Genomic DNA, 16933 nt, shown 5'->3' on the forward strand with positions numbered 1-16933 from the left:
CCCAATCCCCCACTCCCCCACTCCCCCACTCCCCCACTCCCCCACTCCCATGCCCCTCACCGCCACCCCTACCCTCGCCACCCAATACCGCGATGACTTTCCCATCCTGAAGCAGGAGGTGAATGGCCATCCCCTGGTGTATTTCGACAATGCGGCTACCTCTCAAAAGCCGCAGGCGGTGTTGGCGGCGATTCAGCGCTACTACGAACAGGACAATGCCAACGTCCACCGGGGGGTTCACGCCCTGAGTGGACGGGCCACAGATGCCTACGAGGGGGCGCGAGATAAGGTGGCGGCCTTTGTGGGGGCTGCGTCGCGGGATGAAATTGTGTTTACCCGCAATGCCAGCGAGGCCATTAACCTAGTGGCCTATGCCTGGGGCATGAGCCAGTTGCAAGCGGGGGATGAAATTATCCTGTCGGTGATGGAGCACCATAGTAATCTAGTGCCCTGGCAGTTCGTGGCCCAGCGCACGGGGGCGGTGCTGAAGTTTGTGGGGTTGACGGAGACCCAGGAATTTGACCTGGAAGCGTTTCGCAGCTTGCTAGGCGATCGCACCAAGCTAGTGGCGGTGAACCATGTATCCAACACCTTGGGCTGCATCAACCCGGTGGCGGAAATTGTTACCCTGGCTCATCACTACGGGGCCAAGGTACTGATTGATGCCTGCCAGAGTGTCCCTCACCTGCCCTTGGACGTGCAAGCCCTGGACTGCGATTGGTTGGTCGCCTCCGGCCATAAAATGTGTGGCCCTACTGGTGCTGGGTTTCTTCATGGCAAATTGGACATCCTGAAGGCTATGCCCCCCTTCTTGGGAGGCGGCGAAATGATCGCTGAGGTCTCTCTGGAGAGCGCCACCTATGCAGAGCTGCCCCATAAATTCGAGGCAGGCACCCCGGCGATTTGTGAGGCGATCGCCCTAGGGGCGGCGGTGGATTATTTACAGTCTGTGGGTATGGATGCGATCGCGGCCTACGAACATGACCTGACCGCCTATCTGTACCAACAGCTCACTCAAGTTCCAAGCCTCACCCTCTACGGCCCCCCACCCCAGGCCGATGGCAGTGGCCGCGCTGCCCTGGCCACCTTCACCGTGGAGGGGGTTCATGCCCAGGATCTATCGACCCTGCTGGATCAGTCCGGTATCGCTATTCGCTCCGGTCACCACTGCACCCAACCCTTGCACCGCATCCTCGGCGTTAGCTCCACTGCCCGCGCTAGCCTGTACTTCTACAACACCTGTGCGGAAATTGACCTGTTCATCACCGCCCTGAAGGACACCATCCAGTTCTTTGGTACGGTGTTTGATGAGGATTAAAGATGACTAGTCCTGGGCGGTGTAAAGACTCTACCCGTTCTATTGCGGCACACCTCGGCCCCTCACCGTTCGGCTGAGCTCACGCCGAAGCCCTAGCCCTGCCCCAAGGGGAGAGGGGACCGGAAAATATGGGGCTGGTACAGCGTCAAGTTTGATTTTCGGGATTCCGTAGCGGTGAATCACGCTAAGGCGTGATTTCGCCTTTTATGTCGCTTGCGAAACGCAAAGCAGAGCAATGCACCTGAGAGGGGCTGTTGGAAATTCAGTGATCTGAAGTATTTGCCAGGAGAGCGGTGGGGAGGGTTTGATTCAGCTTGCCGCTGCGGAATCCTTCTAAATCGAGGGTGATGTAGGTGAACCCATAGCCTTGAAAGGTGGTAACAAGGGCGGGGAGATCGGTGTTCTGGATAAAGGTGACAATCTCCTGGGTGGGCAGTTCAATGCGGGCGGTATTCTCCTGCGATCGCACTCGCAAGTCCCGGAATCCCAACTGCCGCAGGTAGCGCTCACAGCGAGCGACACGCTGGAGCTTTTCTGGAGTGATGGCTTCCCCATAGGGAAACCGAGAACTGAGGCAGGGCTGGGCGGGTTTATCCCACCAGGGCAGCCCTAGGGCGCGGGCAATTTCTCGCACCTCCAGCTTGGTGATACCAACTTCAGCTAGAGGGGAACGTGCCCCTCGCTCCTTCGCCGCCTGGATTCCCGGTCGATAGTCTCCCAAGTCGTCGGCATTCACCCCATCCACGACATAGGGATAGCCCCGGTCTAAGGCCAGGGGTTTGAGGGTGTCGTGGAGTTCACTTTTGCAAAAGTAGCAGCGGTTGACAGGATTACTGGCGTATTGGGGGTTGTCCAGTTCGTGGGTCTGGACAATCTCGTGGCGAATCCCGATTTCTGCGGCCTGAATCTGGGCTGATTCTAGGTCATCTGGCATCAGGGAGGGGGAATTGGCAGTGATGGCTAGGGCACGATGTCCCAGTACGTCATAGGCTACCTTTGCCACGAGGGTACTGTCGATGCCCCCCGAATAGGCCACTAACACTGGCCCCATCTCCGCCAATAGCGATCGCAGTGCCGCTAATTTCGCTTTGTTTTCCTTAGCGCCCGCTTCCGTACCCACCGCTGACCTCCTAACTCCAGTCTTCCGCCTAGCCTAACGAACCCCTTCTAAAACTGCCGTCGCGCAAAAATGGCACTGGTTAGAGTTAGCAACAGGGCAATGTACAGCAATCCGTAGAGCAGATTCCCCAGCAACTCCCCGGTAGTGGGCAATAGATCGAGGCCATAGACTGCCTGATTCCGCAGGTTCAGGCGCTCTAGGTCCGGCAGCACCAGATATAGGCCACTGGTGACCCGTTGGATGGTCGGATTTTCGCTGATTTCCCCGAGGGCAAGGATATCGGTGCTGAGGTGCCCCATCAGATACACCGCAAAGGTCATCAAAGTGGCGAGTAGAGAACTGGTGAAGACGCCAAATAGCATCGCCACCGCTGTCAATAGGGCCATCTCTAGGAAGGTGAAGACTACCGCCAGCAGCAGACTAGTGAAACTGTAGGAAATGGCACTGAGGCTCAGGACTCCTAAGTAAAGCACCAGCAGTAGGCCCAAGAGCACCACTAACACCGCTGCCAGTCCCAGGTGTTTGCCGAGGATAAACTCTCCTCGACTAACGGGTTTGGCAATCAGCACCAGTACAGTGCGCTTTTCGATTTCCTTGTTGATGAGTCCAGTGCCGACAAAAATGGCCACCAACAGCCCCAGAACGTGAATGCCAGCAAGGCCGAGATCCAGCGTGATTTTGTCGTGGGCACCCGCTGCCACCTCCGGCAACAGGAGCATTGCGGCCCCCATCACCAAAGCATAGAGGGCCACCAGGTAGAGGACGCGATCGCGAATTACCTCCAGAAACACATTGCAGGCAATCACCCAGATACGCAATACCGTCATCGCCATACTGCAATAGCCACGTAAATGGTCACGTAATATTCAACTCTTGATTTTCAATCAAAGCTGGGTGTCTTTCTACCTCCAGCATCCCCCATTTTCCCTAATCCCCCTCAGCCTGCAATGGACTGGGGTTTACCTAGACGTTTGGGAATTTCCAGATTACAGGTTACCTGGGCCAAAACCGTAGGCGGCGGCGCGTCCGGCGGCGGCGGCGATCCTTCGGACCGTGGGGCTTGGGGTCGGGGTGCTTGGGGACGAATCAGACAGATCTTCTCCAAATAGTACCCTTCAGGGCTGGAGCTAGGACCGTTCCACACTGCCATGAGAGACAAGTCATAGCCATTCTCCCGACTATGGGGACGGGCCTGGAGATGCCACATCTCTCCCTCGGCGGAATTAACCAACACAGTTTGAGTTTCGGCGCGAATTTTCTCCATCTGGCCATTCAAGTTCAGCAGCCAGCGTTCTACCCAGGGCCAAGGAGTGTCGTTGAGTTCCGCTTTAATGCGTTCTTCGGCGGCAATCAGCAGGGGAATACCCCCAGATCGACTTCCGGAGTCTGTTGCTAGGCGTGTGACAAAGCCGCTGCCAGTGAAGTTGTCTGTAGCCAAGGTGGGGTATTCCTTGAGCCAACTCTGTAGCCGAAAATAAAACTGAAACCAACTACTAAACAACACCGCTAGCAGTAGCATCAAAACCAACTTCTGGCGTACTCCCGGTAGGGGGTTCTTAGGCTTAAGCTCCCAATCTACGAGGACGGGCAGGGCTGCCAACCCCACAGACACCAGTGGCCAGAGGACCAGAGCGTTGGCAAACTCAGCGCCGGGAATCAGATCATGAAAATAGGTACAGACAATTGCCCCCGCTACCCAAGGGGCAATGGGAATCCCGAAGGGGCGCACCTTCCTGGCCTCTAGAAACCAGGCGATGCCCAAGGTCCAAAAGCCCCAACTACTGGTGGTGATGATGAACTGGGTGATCTCCGTGGTACCAGAGAAGCGCGCAATCCAGGACATGGCCCAGGAAAACAGGGCCAAGTACATTAGGGTCTGCCAAGCAAAGTACTGCTGGGGCAGAAAGAAACCGGTGATCTTGTTCCACAAGTCTTGCAAGATCTTAATCACAGGCCCCCCTCCAAACGATGGCGCAGGAGTAGCAGTACCAAAATGGCACTGAAGCTTAAGGCGTTGGCATGGAGAATGGCAAGGATGTAGGCTGGGGTTGTCTTCTGAGTCTGAGGGTTCTGACGCAAATCTCCAAAGCCTCGTCGGCGAGATAACTTGGGGGCTTGGGTGGGACGAATCGGAACCCCTAGGAGTTGGGTCAACCACTCCAGACCCTTAACCTTCAGCCCAAAAGTCAGAAAAAATACGCCTAGGCCCGCTGCGACCACTAAGGGCGTTAGGCTGTTGAGCAAGGCGTTGTCGTAAAATCGACCAAATAGAACGTAGCTGATGATCTGGGTGCGTAGGGCTGCTGGAACCAGGGGTTCTAGGCTTAAAAACAGCAGCCATCCCAGTGCTGTGGCAAAAAGATTCAGACTGGCGGCATAGCGAATGCTAGGTTGAAAGCCCAGCCGCAATCTTTGCCGCAGCATACCTGCCTCCAGTGCGATCGCAACCAGTAGCAACAAGCTCTGGAACACCACCGCCCGCAGCGGTACTACCGCTGCCTCATTCACCAGTAAATCGAATGGCATCGCTCCGTTACACCCGTATCATCCTTGCCTTTGCGGCTATGTTCTTGGCATTTGGCCCCAGGTACGATGGCTCAGGAACCCAGGAGAGCCTCATCTCTTTGTTGCCCTAATCTAAGGCTTTGTTGCCCTAATCTAAGGCTCACCCTAAGGTCCAGGGCTCACCCTAGCCTACTTAGAGTGTCCCAGAGAGTGTCCCAGCTAAAGACTTGTCCAGCATGGTCATCCAACGATCCAGGGATACAACTCCAGGGATACAACCTCTAGAGCAGTAAGCGTAATCGACCCACGGGATGATTTTCTAGATGGAATACTCTTAGGCATAAGGGTATCTCCTCTGGAGGCGTTTCGCTAGAATTTGGGACTGGGGCTTTGGGGTAAGGATAAATCGATGTTTAGGGATTTTGTAGGGTTTTAGAGCGCATGGTTAGAACTGGCATCGGGATTCGCACGGCCCAACGCACTAGCGAGCGACTGGCAGGACAACTCCATGTCTACGACGGAGAGGGCAAGGGCAAGTCCCAGGTGGCACTGGGGGTGGTACTGCGCTCCATTGGGCTGGGGATTCAGACCTTTATGGAGAGTCGGGTGCTGCTGCTGCGGTTTCTCAAGGGTCCAGGACGCACCTATGACGAAGATGCCGCCATTGAAGCCCTCCAGCGGGGATTTCCCCATTTAATTGATCAAGTCCGCACCGGGCGAGCAGAGTTCTTTGATGCCGATGGCATTACCCGCTTTGACAAGCAGGAAGCCCAGAGGGGATGGGATGTGGCCAAGGGTGCGATCGCATCGGGCCTCTATTCTGTGGTAGTGCTAGACGAAATCAACCCGGTTTTGGACCTAGGGCTATTACCCATCGACGAGGTGGTGCGGACACTCCAGCGCAAGCCAGAAACCTTGGAAATTATTGCCACGGGACGGGGAGCCCCCCAACCCTTACTGGATATCGCCGCCCTCCATTCAGAAATGAAGTCCCGCAACCCCCGTGCTGCTGACTATCCCGGCATTGAGGGCGTGGAAATTTACACCGGGGACGGTAAAGGTAAGTCCACCAGTGCCCTAGGTAAGGCACTTCAGGCCATTGGACGCGGCATTAGTCAGGACAAATCCCACCGAGTGCTGATCATGCAGTGGCTCAAGGGAGGACAGGGGTATACGGAGGATGCCGCGATCGCAGCACTACGCCAGAGCTATCCCGCTCTGGTAGATCACCAGCGCTGTGGTCGAGATGCCATCGTTTGGCGGGGCCAACAGCAGGAAATCGACTATGTAGAGGCGGAGCGGGGGTGGGAACTGGCCACCACCGCCATCGCGTCCGGCCTCTACAAAACCATCATTCTGGACGAACTCAACCCCACCGTAGATCTAGAACTCCTGCCAGAGGAGCCCATTGTCCAAGCACTACTACGGAAACCTCGGGATACGGAGGTGATTATCACAGGCCGTTGCAAAAATCCCCCTGCCTACTTTGAGCTGGCCAGCACCTTTTCGGAGGTATTTAACCACAAGCACTATGCCGAGAAAGGCGTTGATCTGAAGCGGGGCGTCGATTTTTGATCCGAATCCTATCCCGAGAAAGATGTTGATCTGAAATGCCCCATCGGGTGAACCAAAAAAAACGGTGTTGCCAATGTAAAACTTAAGCTTAGGGTGGGCATCGCCCACCGTCGATCAGTATCCCGCACAAAAATTTGTCCACCCCGCCCCATCGATTTTGGGTCTAAATTCTGTAATTGCCTGGAGAGAAGGGGTAGCTCCCCACAATCATTGAGGAAGATCCTATGAGCAGTGATGACCACCCCCTATCGGGGCAGGTAGAGGCTTCAGGTGCGGCAGAGCCATCCTCTAAAAAATCCTTAGATGAGGATCCGGAGCTACCGCCTGAGCTAGAACCAGAGCTTGCCTTCGCACTCGATTCAACCCCCGACAGACTAGGTGGGCCGTTCGCCAGTCCATTAGCTAGCCCATCAGGACCGGGCCACCAGCCCCTAGAAGACCGGATCAAACTCCCTAAATCCGCCGCCAACAGTCCCCCCTATACCTATGCCCTAGAGGATCTCCAGGCTCTGCGGCGGGCGATCCAAGATAGTCACCTGGTGCAGTTGGCGTTCTATTTTTTAGACTACATTTTGCGGGCGCAGACCGCCCTCTTTGAGCAAATCCACAGCCGTAAGCAGTTACCGCGCATCATTCCCGCCATGGCGTTGCTCTGTATGCTGCTCTCGGGCTTGTACGGCGTGGTGATGGGCTCCTACAACGGCTTTTTTCAGGCCATTTCCTCCGGCATCAAGTTGCCCATTCTATTTTTGCTGACGGCGTTGATCTGTGTGCCCTCCCTCTACACCTTCAATGTGCTGCTGGGGCAACGATTCCGCTTTCTCCAAACCCTAGCGTTGATGGTGATTACCCTGGCCACCACCAGCATTTTGCTCGTAAGTCTGGCCCCCATTGCCCTCTTTTTCACCCTCACCACCCCAGATAACTACCAGTTTTTACTGCTGCTGCACGTCCTGATTTTTGGGTTGTGCGGTGTCTATGGCGTGCGCTATCTCTATCGTGGCTCTGCCTACATTGCCTTTCGTATGGAGCAGCCCCTTAACAACACGCTGTTGAGGATTTGGATGGCCATTTATGCCGTGGTAGGGATGCAGTTGGGCTGGCGATTACGTCCCTTTGTCGGCAGTCAGGGGATGCCTTTTGAGCTACTGCGGGGGGAGGTGGATGGGAATTTCTACATTGCGGTCTGGCGAGCTCTGATGGAGATTCTGAATTCTTAGGAACCCGGATCCTTATAATGTGTAATTCTTGTGGGTCAGGCATCTTGCCTGACCATGGATAGCCTTTCTCACTCAGGTTAAGTACAGGCAAGGGGCTTAAGCGGGTTAAGTACAGGCAAGGGGCTTAAGCCCCTTGTTCGTCGAAGTGTCCCTAGATTAATCTCCCTGGATTTATTCTGGGGACTCTTCATTGACGGCAACATCCGGGGCGATCGCGTCTCCACTATCTCCATGGTTGGCTACATCAGCACCATTAATTCCGTCCCCATCCTCTTCATCCTCATCTAAAATCTGGGGCACGGCGGCGACGGCGGCGATCGCATCGTCCTCATCCAACCGCTGCACCCGTACCCCTTGGGCGGCGCGGGATTGGATCGAGATGGCATTGATACGCTGGCGAATGATGATGCCCCGGTTGGTCACCAGCATCAGTTCCTCCGACTCATTCACCACCAGTAGTGCCACCAGGCTGTCATTATCCAGGCGGAATTTCAGGGCTTGTAGCCCCATCCCGGCCCGGTTTTGCAGACGGAAGAGGGAAACGGGTACCCGCTTACCCATGCCCCGCGCTGTGATCACCAGCACCCAGGGGCCTTGGCTATTGGCTGCCGCCTCTTCACTGTCTTCGTCATTGCCCTCCGCCTCCGCCAGGGCCACGGCATCGGTAATTTGGGAGGGCAGCACATCCATGCTGATCAACTCATCCCCATTGCGCAGGTTCATGGCCCGCACCCCCCGCGTGGGCCGCCCCAGGGGCCGCAGTTGGTCGTCGTCGGCCTTGAAGTGGATGGCCATACCGTGGTTAGAGCCGATCAGGATGCTGTCGCTGGTGCGGCCTAGACGCACCCACCGCAGTTCGTCCCCCTCCTCTAGGGAAATGGCGATCAGGCCATTGGCACGAATATTGCTAAAGGCAGAGAGGGCGGTTTTCTTAATAAAGCCTCCCCGCGTCAGCATGATCAGGTACTCGTCATCGGTGAAGCCCTGTACCGCGAGGACGGAGGTAATTTTCTCCTCCTTGGGGATGGGCAGCATTTGCACAATGGGCACTCCCTGGGCAGCGCGGGAGCCTTCGGGGACTTGGTAGGCTCGCAGGGAATAGGCGACACCGCGATCGCTGAAGAACAGCACATGGTCGTGGCAGCAACAGGTGATGAAATGCTGGATACCATCGTCTTCCTTGATTCGGGCTCCAGCCTTGCCACGGGTGGCGCGGCTTTGGGCCTCGAAGGTGGTGACGGGCATCCGCTTGATATAGCCGTATTCCGTTACCAGAATCACCACTTGTTCGTTGGCGATGAGGGAAATGTCCGTCAGTTCGGAGTCGTCTCGCTCAATCACCGTGCGGCGAGGATTGGCATAGCGATCGCGAATGTAGGCCAGTTCCGTTTCAATGATGCCTAGAATCCGTTCCCGACGAGCCAGGATGTCTTCTAGGTCAGTAATTTTGGCCCGCAGGTCTTCGTGTTCCTGCTGGATTTTGTCCGTTTCCAGGGCCGTGAGCCGCCGCAACTGCATTTGCAAAATGGCATCCGCCTGCATTTCCGAGAGGCCATAGGAACTAATCAGTTCTTGTTTGGCGGTGGGGGTATCGGCGGCATGGCGAATCAGGGCAATGATGGCATCCATGTTGTCCAGGGCAATCAGGTAACCCTGGAGGATGTGATCTCGCTCCTCGGCCTTCCGCAGTTCGTAGCGGGTACGGCGGGTAATGGTCTCCACCCGGAAATCCAGAAACACCTCCAGCATCCGCTTCAACCCCAGCAGTTGGGGCTCCCCGTCCACCAGGGCCAGCATGTTAACCCCGAAGTTGTTTTGCAGGGGGGTCTGCTTATAGAGGTTGTTGAGCACCACTCGGGGATAAGCGTCCCGCTTTAGCTCGATGACGATGCGCATCCCGTCGCGATCGCTCTCGTCGCGAATGTCGGAAATGCCCTCCAATCGCCGCTCGTTGACCATTTCGGCGATGCGCTCGATCATCGCCGCCTTGTTGGTCTGGTAGGGCAACTCCGTAATGATAATGGCATCGCGATCGGGGCGACCCCGCTGTTCCAGGGTTTCAATGGCAGCTACCCCCCGCATGGTAACGGAACCCCGTCCCGTGGTGTAGGCATCGCGAATGCCACTGATACCTAGGATTTGTGCCCCAGTGGGGAAGTCGGGGCCAGGGATTAGGGCAATTAGCTCATTTAGGGTAATCTCCGGGTTGTGGATCAGGGCAATCACCCCATCCAGCAGTTCTCCTAGGTTATGGGGGGGAATGTTGGTGGCCATGCCCACGGCAATGCCGGAGGAGCCATTCAGTAAAAGTTGGGGAATCCGGGCCGGTAGCACCAAGGGCTCCTGCTGGGAGCCGTCGAAGGTATCGCCAAACTCCACTGTGTCGGACTCGATATCCTGGAGTAGGGCATCGGTGGTGAGGGCTTGGAGGCGACATTCTGTATATCGCATCGCCGCTGGGGGATCATTGTCCACGGAACCGAAGTTACCGTGGCCGTTGATCAATGGCCATCGCATGGAAAAGTCCTGGGCCATGCGCACCAAGGCATCGTATACCGCTGTATCCCCGTGGGGGTGGTATTTACCCAGCACTTCCCCGACCACACGGGCGCATTTCCGAAAGGGGCGATCCGCCGTCAATCCCAGTTCGTGCATGGCGTAGAGAATGCGGCGATGGACGGGCTTGAGTCCATCCTTGGCATCCGGTAAAGCGCGCCCCACGATCACGCTCATGGCGTATTCCAGATAGGAGCGAGACATCTCGTTCCGCAAATCTGTGGGGATGATACTCATGGGGTAAAAAGCTCCAAAATCGCAAGTATTCAGTCAAAAGTCCGGAAGTTGAGTCGGATAGGACTCTATAGCACCGAATACGTTGCAGAAACTGCATTACTGCGTATAATATCCTATCACATTTTCCAGGGTTTGGGGGTGGCGGATCGCGGGGATCGCTCTTGCCCTATCCGGTCTCTAGCCGTTGCTATTCCTGAGGTTTTACCCCATGCCCCCTACGCTGTCGGTGTTCTACTCGGATGTTTTTCTGGAGCATGATACCGGTTCCTTCCATCCCGAAAATCCCGGTCGTCTGACCGCTGTGGTGCAGGCGCTCCAAGCTGCCCCTTTTGCCTCCCAATTGCGCTGGCGATTGCCCCCGAGGTTACAGGATCGGGATCCGCTGCCGGCAATTCGTTACCTCCATAGCCTGCACTACATCAGCGATGTGGAGCATCTAGCGGAAACTGGGGGCGGCTCCTTGGATCCGGATACCCCCGTTTCGCCCCGCAGCTACGAGGTGGCGTTGCTGGCGGTGAATGGTTGGCTGGCGGCGGTGGATCAGGTGGTGATGACGGGGGAGCCTGCCTTTGTCTTGGCTCGTCCCCCGGGTCACCATGCTCTCAGCGATCGCGCCATGGGGTTTTGCATTTTTGCCAATGCTGCGATCACGGCCCATTACGCCTTGGCCCAGGCCGGTATTGAGCGCGTCGCCATCCTGGACTGGGATGTTCACCACGGCAATGGCACCCAAGCCCTAGTGCAAAACAATCCCGCCATCGCCTACTGCTCCCTGCACCAATTTCCGGCCTACCCTGGCACTGGAGCCGCCCGCGATCGCGGCCCCCACGGGACTGTTTTGAATCTACCCATGGCTCCCGGCAGCACCGTGACAGAGTACCAAGCCGCCTTTGACACCGCCGTGATCCCGTTTCTGCAATCCTTTCAACCGGATCTGCTGATCATCAGTGCGGGCTATGATGCCACCCAGGCAGATCCCCTGGCCAGCATTGCCCTACAACCCCAGGACTATGGCCTCTTTACCCGTCTGTGCCAAAACGTGCAGCCCCGAATCATGTTTGGCCTAGAAGGAGGCTATGACTACTCGGCCCTAGCCCAATCCATCGTCGCCACCATCGGCGCTTGTTTAGAGGATTACTGAGCCTTGCAGTGGTAGCAATTAACTAGTACCGCAGGGCGTAAATCAGCCCACTATTGTTGCACCAGCCCAACATTTTCCGGTCCCCTCGCCCCCTGGGAAAGGGCTAGGGAGAGGGGCCGAGTGTGCCACGATGGAACGGTCAGAGTATTTACGCCACACACCCTAGTTTAGATTCCAGAGCCACCTAGAAATTCCTCAATGATGCGATCCTGGAGGCGGCAGCTTGAGGAGACATCCCCTGCCCCCGCCATTGCCAGCACCTTCTCGGTCTGTGGCAGATTTCCCATTTGTAGATCCCTCGGCAGATCTCCCGTTTTTAGCGCTTCGATCTCCTGCTCCAGAGCCTCCAGCCGATCCACCAAAGCCCGAATCACCTGGGCCTCGGAGTCCGGTAGGCGACCATGCTCCAAAGGCTCCACCCGCTCTCCAGAGCGATAGACAATCCGTCCCGGCACCCCCACCACAGTGCAGTCGGCAGGAACATCTCTGAGCACTACGGAGCCTGCGCCAATACGGACACTATCGCCCAATTGAATATTCCCCAGAACCTTGGCCCCCGCCCCTACTACCACGTTTTCGCCCAGGGTCGGGTGACGCTTGCCCACTTCCTTGCCCGTGCCCCCCAGGGTGACACCCTGGTAGATCAGGCTGTAGTTACCAACGATGGCGGTTTCGCCAATCACAACCCCCATGCCATGGTCGATGAATACTCCACAGCCAATGGTGGCTCCGGGATGAATTTCAATCCCCGTCAAGAACCGCGCCACGTGGGAAATCAGGCGGGGAAAAAAGGGCAGTCCCATCGACCATAATCCATGGGCCACCCGGTGGAAGATTAAGGCTTGCAGTCCGGGGTAGCAGAACAGGACTTCCAGCCAGTTGCGGGCTGCCGGGTCACGGTCAAAAATGATCCGAAAATCCGCTTGCAATGTCTTTAGCACGGACCCTGCCTCTTCTTTAATTCCCTAATTTCCTGTCCGAACTATCCTAGCGTTTGGCTAGCCTAGCTCTTTCTAAAATTATTCTCGCCCCCAATTGCCATCAGTTACAAGGGGTAACGAGGAAAGGCAATTCTTGAATTTATAGATAAACTGCGTATGCTTGGGGTGGCTACGGGCTATCCAGTAACTCACTATTCAGGAATGGAACACTAGGGGTAAAGCAATGTATCCCCATCCATGGGCCAAAACAACTAGATATGGATTGATCGTAGACCTGCCCTGGATGCTGGGTATGGCAGGTGCGATCGCGGCGGTGACCCTGACCCTACCAGCCCAGGGCGCGGTGCTGGAGAACTGGTCCTTTGACCCAGATAGTCGCCAACTGGTACTGACCTTACCCAGCAACATCACCCCCACCTATTTCCTGCTGGCGGAACCCGCCCGCATCGTCCTGACAATTCCCAATACCCAACTGGGCAATGTCCCCCTATCGCGGTACTACAGCGGAGCCATTCGGGGGATTCGGGTTTCCCAGTTTGACGGCAACACCACCCGCATCGTGGTGGAACTGGCCCCCAACACCGTTTTAGATCCACGCCATGCAGAGTTATCTTCTACCAGCGTCCCCAGCGGAAATCGCTGGGTGTTGCGACCTTTAGTCGCGGATGCGGGAGCGACGGTGGCGACGGCACCACCAACCGCGACCACGCCCATTCCGCCCCCCCCCGCCATTCCCAGTTCGACTCCCCCGACTCCGGTGTCGCCACCGCCTAGTGCCAGTCCTGGGCCAACTGCAATCGCCCCCTTGGGCGAGTCCGTGACCATCGCCCCAGATCCCACCCCATCCCCGGTGACAGTCCCTGACACCGCCAGTTCCATCACCCCTGACCCGATCGAGATTCCCGTAATTCCCCCTGCGGCTGCTCCCCCGGTCACTGCCCCGGCAACGACCACACCCCCGACAGCGGCAGTTCCGCCCACAGCCCCTACCACTGTGGCTCCGGCTTCCCCGGAACGCCCTGCCAGTCCTAGCCCGGTCACGAGTACCCCAGCTCCGGCATCCAGTGGGGTTTCCCCAGCCCTGCCGGGACTGCCGGAAACAGGAACCGCTGTCGCCGTGGGTGCAGCACAGTCACCCATCGCCCCAGCCTACACCGCTGATGATGGCATCCGCACCGACGCCAGTGCCCTCTTGGGATCCGCCACTCCGATGGATCAGCCGCCGGAAGCGCTGCCCATTGCGCCCTTTGGCTCCTCGGGACAACCCATCGTAACGGTGCCAACCCTAGACAGCAGTGCCCCGCCATCCTCGAATCCCCCTCAGGTTGTGGTGCCGCCAATTTCAACCGTTCCCGTAGCTCCCGCAGCCCCGGTTCCGGCAACACCTCCCTCGGCAGTTCCAGCCCCGACATCCCCAATCCCCGAGCGCCCCTCCACGCTAGCGGTGCCGCCGCCAACGGCTCCCCCTGCCGTTGAACCTCTAACTTCGCCCCAGTCTCCAGTGAGACCCAGTCCTGCGGTGACCAGCGCCCCAGAATCTCCCCCGGCGTCCCCAGTGGCAGCTCCAGAGTTGGAGCCCTCACCCCCCGCATCACCAACGACCGTTGCCCCCCTATCTTCCTCGCCCCCCTTCCTGGAAGGGACTGGTACAACACCTCCAGCGCCGCCCCCCCGCCCCGCTCCGAGTGGGGATGCTACAGAGAACACCATTCCCTTTGGCGCACCCCTACCAAGTCAGGTACGTGTTGCCCCCGCCCCAGAGGCGGGACTAGAGGCGGGACTACCCTTGGGAACCCGTCTCCAGTTGCGCTACCCCGGCAGCAGCCCCCTAGTGCTAGATCGTCCCGATCCCTGGTATGAGGTTTTGATTGTGGCGGAGGATGTGCGCCATCCCACAACAGGAGTGGTGTTGGTCGCGGAGGGGACTCCGGTACTGGGGCGCTTTGAGGGCAATAATCGCCGGGGGCAGCGCTTTGTCTCCCAGGTGATCTTGCAAGGAGACAATCGCGAACCCCTGTCTGCCACTTCTCCTACCCTACCGGGGACACCCCAGGGCGGCGGCAATCTACTCACCAATACGGGCATTGGGGCCGCTGCCATTACGGTCCTGTCTGGCTTTTCTGGGGTGGGACTGTTGGGGGGAGCCGTTCTAGGAGCCGCCACAGGCTACGCCACAGGCCCCCAAATTGTGACGATTCAACCGGGTCAAATTATCGAAGCGGAGGTCATTGCCCCTTCACCTCCTGCCCCCTGAGCCGCCGTCATGATGGCGGAGCAGTCCAATTCCCCTGCACACACGGGCTCGGGGAAGGAAAAGTGCTGAAGCACACGGGGATGGATTTCGCCAAACTGTCCAGCAGGCTGGTCCCCGATCCACACCGTCGCCGCCCGCCCCGGTAAGTAGTAGGGAGCACGGCATTCCGTCAGGCTATAGGACACCCCCAATGCCTTTAGCAGCGTCTGCACATAGGACTTGGCACCACTGAAGGCGGCACGGGCATCGAGGCTGGCAAAGCCCCAATACAGGGTTTCAGTGATGGTAGGCAGGGACTCAGGATTCACATCGGTAGGACTAGGAAGGTGCAATGGCCCCTTTGGGTCTGTCCTTGACCATCGCAATTGCAGCACCTCACCCGTTTCATAGATATTGATGGGCTTGGGAGCGTTGATATTGCGAGAGAGAATCTCCAGCAGCCCCGCTTGCAGGGTGGTGCGGGTGGTACTGAAGCTGCGGCTTTTAGCATTGCCAATCTGCACCGGGTTGCTCACTCCCCCCGGATTCTCGGTATCTGCAAACAGCGCCATCAGTTCCGGGTCCGTGAGGATAAAGCTTTTCACCTCCATCAGCCCCATGCGCTGGGCTAAATCCCCCACCTGAGCCACAAACCCCTTCAGGACATCGGCCTTTCCTGTATAGAACTGGACAGCGGTGGGGTCAGGACGCATCGTGTCGATACCGATGGCCACTAACAGATCCCCTGCTAGGTCCACTTGACTCAAAATGTCGGTGCGGTAGGTGGGCACCAGCACCACATCCGTTCCAGTGGGATGCAAGTCCATACGCGACAGGTATTTCCCTAGGGCATGTTTGGGAATGGCACTGCCCATGATCTCATTCAAATATTTGGCGGAAAAGGGGACGGCCTTGGGGGTGAGGCTGGGGGTGACTTGGCTGGTTTCCTCGGTACGGACGACTACGGTTTTGACCACTGCTCCCGTATCCAGGAAGTTGTGGGCCAGGATATTAAGGGTATCCAGAACGGTCTGGGGCTGAATCCCGGTCACGTCGATCAGCAGGTTTTGCGTGTCGGCGCTCACCTGTCCTGGTCCTGCTCCGTTGATGATGGGGGGCATGGATAGGACGGTGCTGGTCTCGTCCCGCAACACGGGGACGAGATTCCCCGATGGCAGGGTATGGCGATAGAGCCGTCCGGCGGGATGGTCCGCCAGGATTTGGCGGGCGGTCATGGGCTGGTGGCCCTGGAGGGGAATGAAAGACAATTCATCCTGATGCAGGGCGGTGTAGTAGAGATCTCCGGTGACCTGATCTAGGTCGTAAACCCCAATGGCAATCTTCTTGCGCTGACGGCCAAAGGTTTGGGTCACCTTTTCCTGGAACTGGATCAGCACCTCTAGCCCGCCCGCTTGCAGGGAGGCGTTTTCCACGACTAGGGCGGCGATGTGGGGTCGCAGGGGGGTGACGTTAGCCGAAACGTGGAGGGTGCGACCCGAGGGACCAAGATCATCCGTCAGGTTGCGGGGCTGCCCATTGTAGATGTTGATAGCCCGCGTAAAGCCTTCGGCAGCTAGTAGGTCGGGCCGCTCCGCCGTCACCTCCACCTCTAACCCCTGATTGTGGAGGGTGGCGTCGAGGCCATAGTCAAAGGCTTGTTGGGCCAACTGTTGGGGAGGGGTCTGGGTCAGTCGTTGCAGGTAGGCCAGGGGAAAGGTGACGGTGGGCATGGGCTGCGATCGCGATGGGACTCACAAGGATCACTGCCATAGTAATCTCCCCTGGTTAGGAGCCAGAATTCAATCCAAAATTCGAAAAAGTTTCAGGAAATTTCCAGATAAAGTTCCAAAACGACCTTTTCCGGGGTAGTGCAGGGGCCAACATTAGGGGGCAATGCACCTTGGCCAAAAACTTTTAGAACGTTTCTGAGCTGAAAGTGTTCTATTTGCGCTAACTTGAACTACTCTTTTTTTGACGAATGTCTATGTCGCTGCTAAAGTCCCCCATAAATAACCTCTGCCGTTGAGATGGTTAGCCCTGCCCCGGCATTGGCATTCCTGCCCCGATCCACGCCTCAGAATATTTCA

General features: G+C 57.3%; 12 protein-coding genes. 5 read left to right on the plus strand and 7 right to left on the minus strand.

From position 1 onward, the window contains the following. The first annotated feature begins 49 nt into the window (after positions 1–49). Positions 50–1318: a SufS family cysteine desulfurase gene (locus tag LEP6406_RS0206525; RefSeq protein WP_027268903.1), complete on the plus strand. Its 1269-nt coding sequence runs from the start codon at positions 50–52 to the stop codon at positions 1316–1318. Positions 1319–1580: 262 nt separating this feature from the next. On the opposite strand, the gene larE is transcribed toward LEP6406_RS0206525, so the two are convergent. The 4 genes from larE to fraC form a co-directional block, all read right to left on the minus strand. Beyond that, positions 1581–2438, minus strand: coding sequence for an ATP-dependent sacrificial sulfur transferase LarE (larE, locus tag LEP6406_RS0206530; protein WP_008313288.1), 858 nt, complete (start codon positions 2436–2438; stop codon positions 1581–1583). A 47-nt stretch (positions 2439–2485) separates the two neighbouring features. Further along, positions 2486–3265, minus strand: coding sequence for an ABC transporter permease (locus LEP6406_RS0206535; protein WP_027268904.1), 780 nt, complete (start codon positions 3263–3265; stop codon positions 2486–2488). A gap of 110 nt (positions 3266–3375) precedes the next feature. Further along, a complete protein-coding gene (locus tag LEP6406_RS0206540) occupies positions 3376–4389 on the minus strand; it encodes a DUF5357 family protein (RefSeq protein WP_008313285.1) in 1014 nt (337 codons plus the stop codon). Further along, positions 4386–4964, minus strand: a complete 579-nt coding sequence (fraC, locus tag LEP6406_RS0206545) for a filament integrity protein FraC (protein WP_008313283.1) — start codon at positions 4962–4964, stop codon at positions 4386–4388. Before fraC ends, LEP6406_RS0206540 begins: the two co-directional genes overlap by 4 nt. Before the next feature lie 420 nt (positions 4965–5384). Here fraC and LEP6406_RS0206550 point away from each other — a divergent pair, with 420 nt between their 5' ends. After that, positions 5385–6518, plus strand: coding sequence for a cob(I)yrinic acid a,c-diamide adenosyltransferase (locus tag LEP6406_RS0206550; RefSeq protein ID WP_008313282.1), 1134 nt, complete (start codon positions 5385–5387; stop codon positions 6516–6518). Positions 6519–6742: 224 nt separating this feature from the next. Then, the gene (locus LEP6406_RS0206555; RefSeq protein ID WP_008313280.1) at positions 6743–7738 is read left to right on the plus strand and encodes a hypothetical protein; all 996 of its coding nucleotides are present in this window, start codon (positions 6743–6745) and stop codon (positions 7736–7738) included. 171 nt (positions 7739–7909) lie between these two features. Here the strand turns inward: LEP6406_RS0206555 and gyrA are convergent, their stop codons facing one another. After that, positions 7910–10531: a DNA gyrase subunit A gene (gyrA, locus tag LEP6406_RS0206560; RefSeq protein WP_008313279.1), complete on the minus strand. Its 2622-nt coding sequence runs from the start codon at positions 10529–10531 to the stop codon at positions 7910–7912. A 208-nt stretch (positions 10532–10739) separates the two neighbouring features. Between gyrA and LEP6406_RS0206565 the strand changes: the two genes are divergently transcribed. After that, positions 10740–11672: a histone deacetylase family protein gene (locus LEP6406_RS0206565; RefSeq protein ID WP_008313277.1), complete on the plus strand. Its 933-nt coding sequence runs from the start codon at positions 10740–10742 to the stop codon at positions 11670–11672. A gap of 167 nt (positions 11673–11839) precedes the next feature. On the opposite strand, the gene cysE is transcribed toward LEP6406_RS0206565, so the two are convergent. Further along, complete coding sequence (gene cysE, locus LEP6406_RS0206570; protein ID WP_008313276.1) at positions 11840–12613, minus strand: serine O-acetyltransferase; 774 nt, start codon at positions 12611–12613, stop codon at positions 11840–11842. 223 nt (positions 12614–12836) lie between these two features. Here cysE and LEP6406_RS30025 point away from each other — a divergent pair, with 223 nt between their 5' ends. Then, a complete protein-coding gene (locus LEP6406_RS30025) occupies positions 12837–14867 on the plus strand; it encodes an AMIN domain-containing protein (protein ID WP_008313274.1) in 2031 nt (676 codons plus the stop codon). Here the strand turns inward: LEP6406_RS30025 and pheT are convergent. Further along, positions 14819–16576 (minus strand): phenylalanine--tRNA ligase subunit beta, encoded by a 1758-nt coding sequence (pheT, locus tag LEP6406_RS0206580; RefSeq protein ID WP_008313273.1) that lies wholly within the window; start codon positions 16574–16576, stop codon positions 14819–14821. The genes LEP6406_RS30025 and pheT overlap by 49 nt on opposite strands. Between the last annotated feature and the right edge of the window lie 357 nt (positions 16577–16933).

This window comes from Leptolyngbya sp. PCC 6406 (assembly GCF_000332095.2).
In the GTDB taxonomy this organism is placed as follows: Bacteria; Cyanobacteriota; Cyanobacteriia; order Phormidesmidales; family Phormidesmidaceae; genus PCC-6406.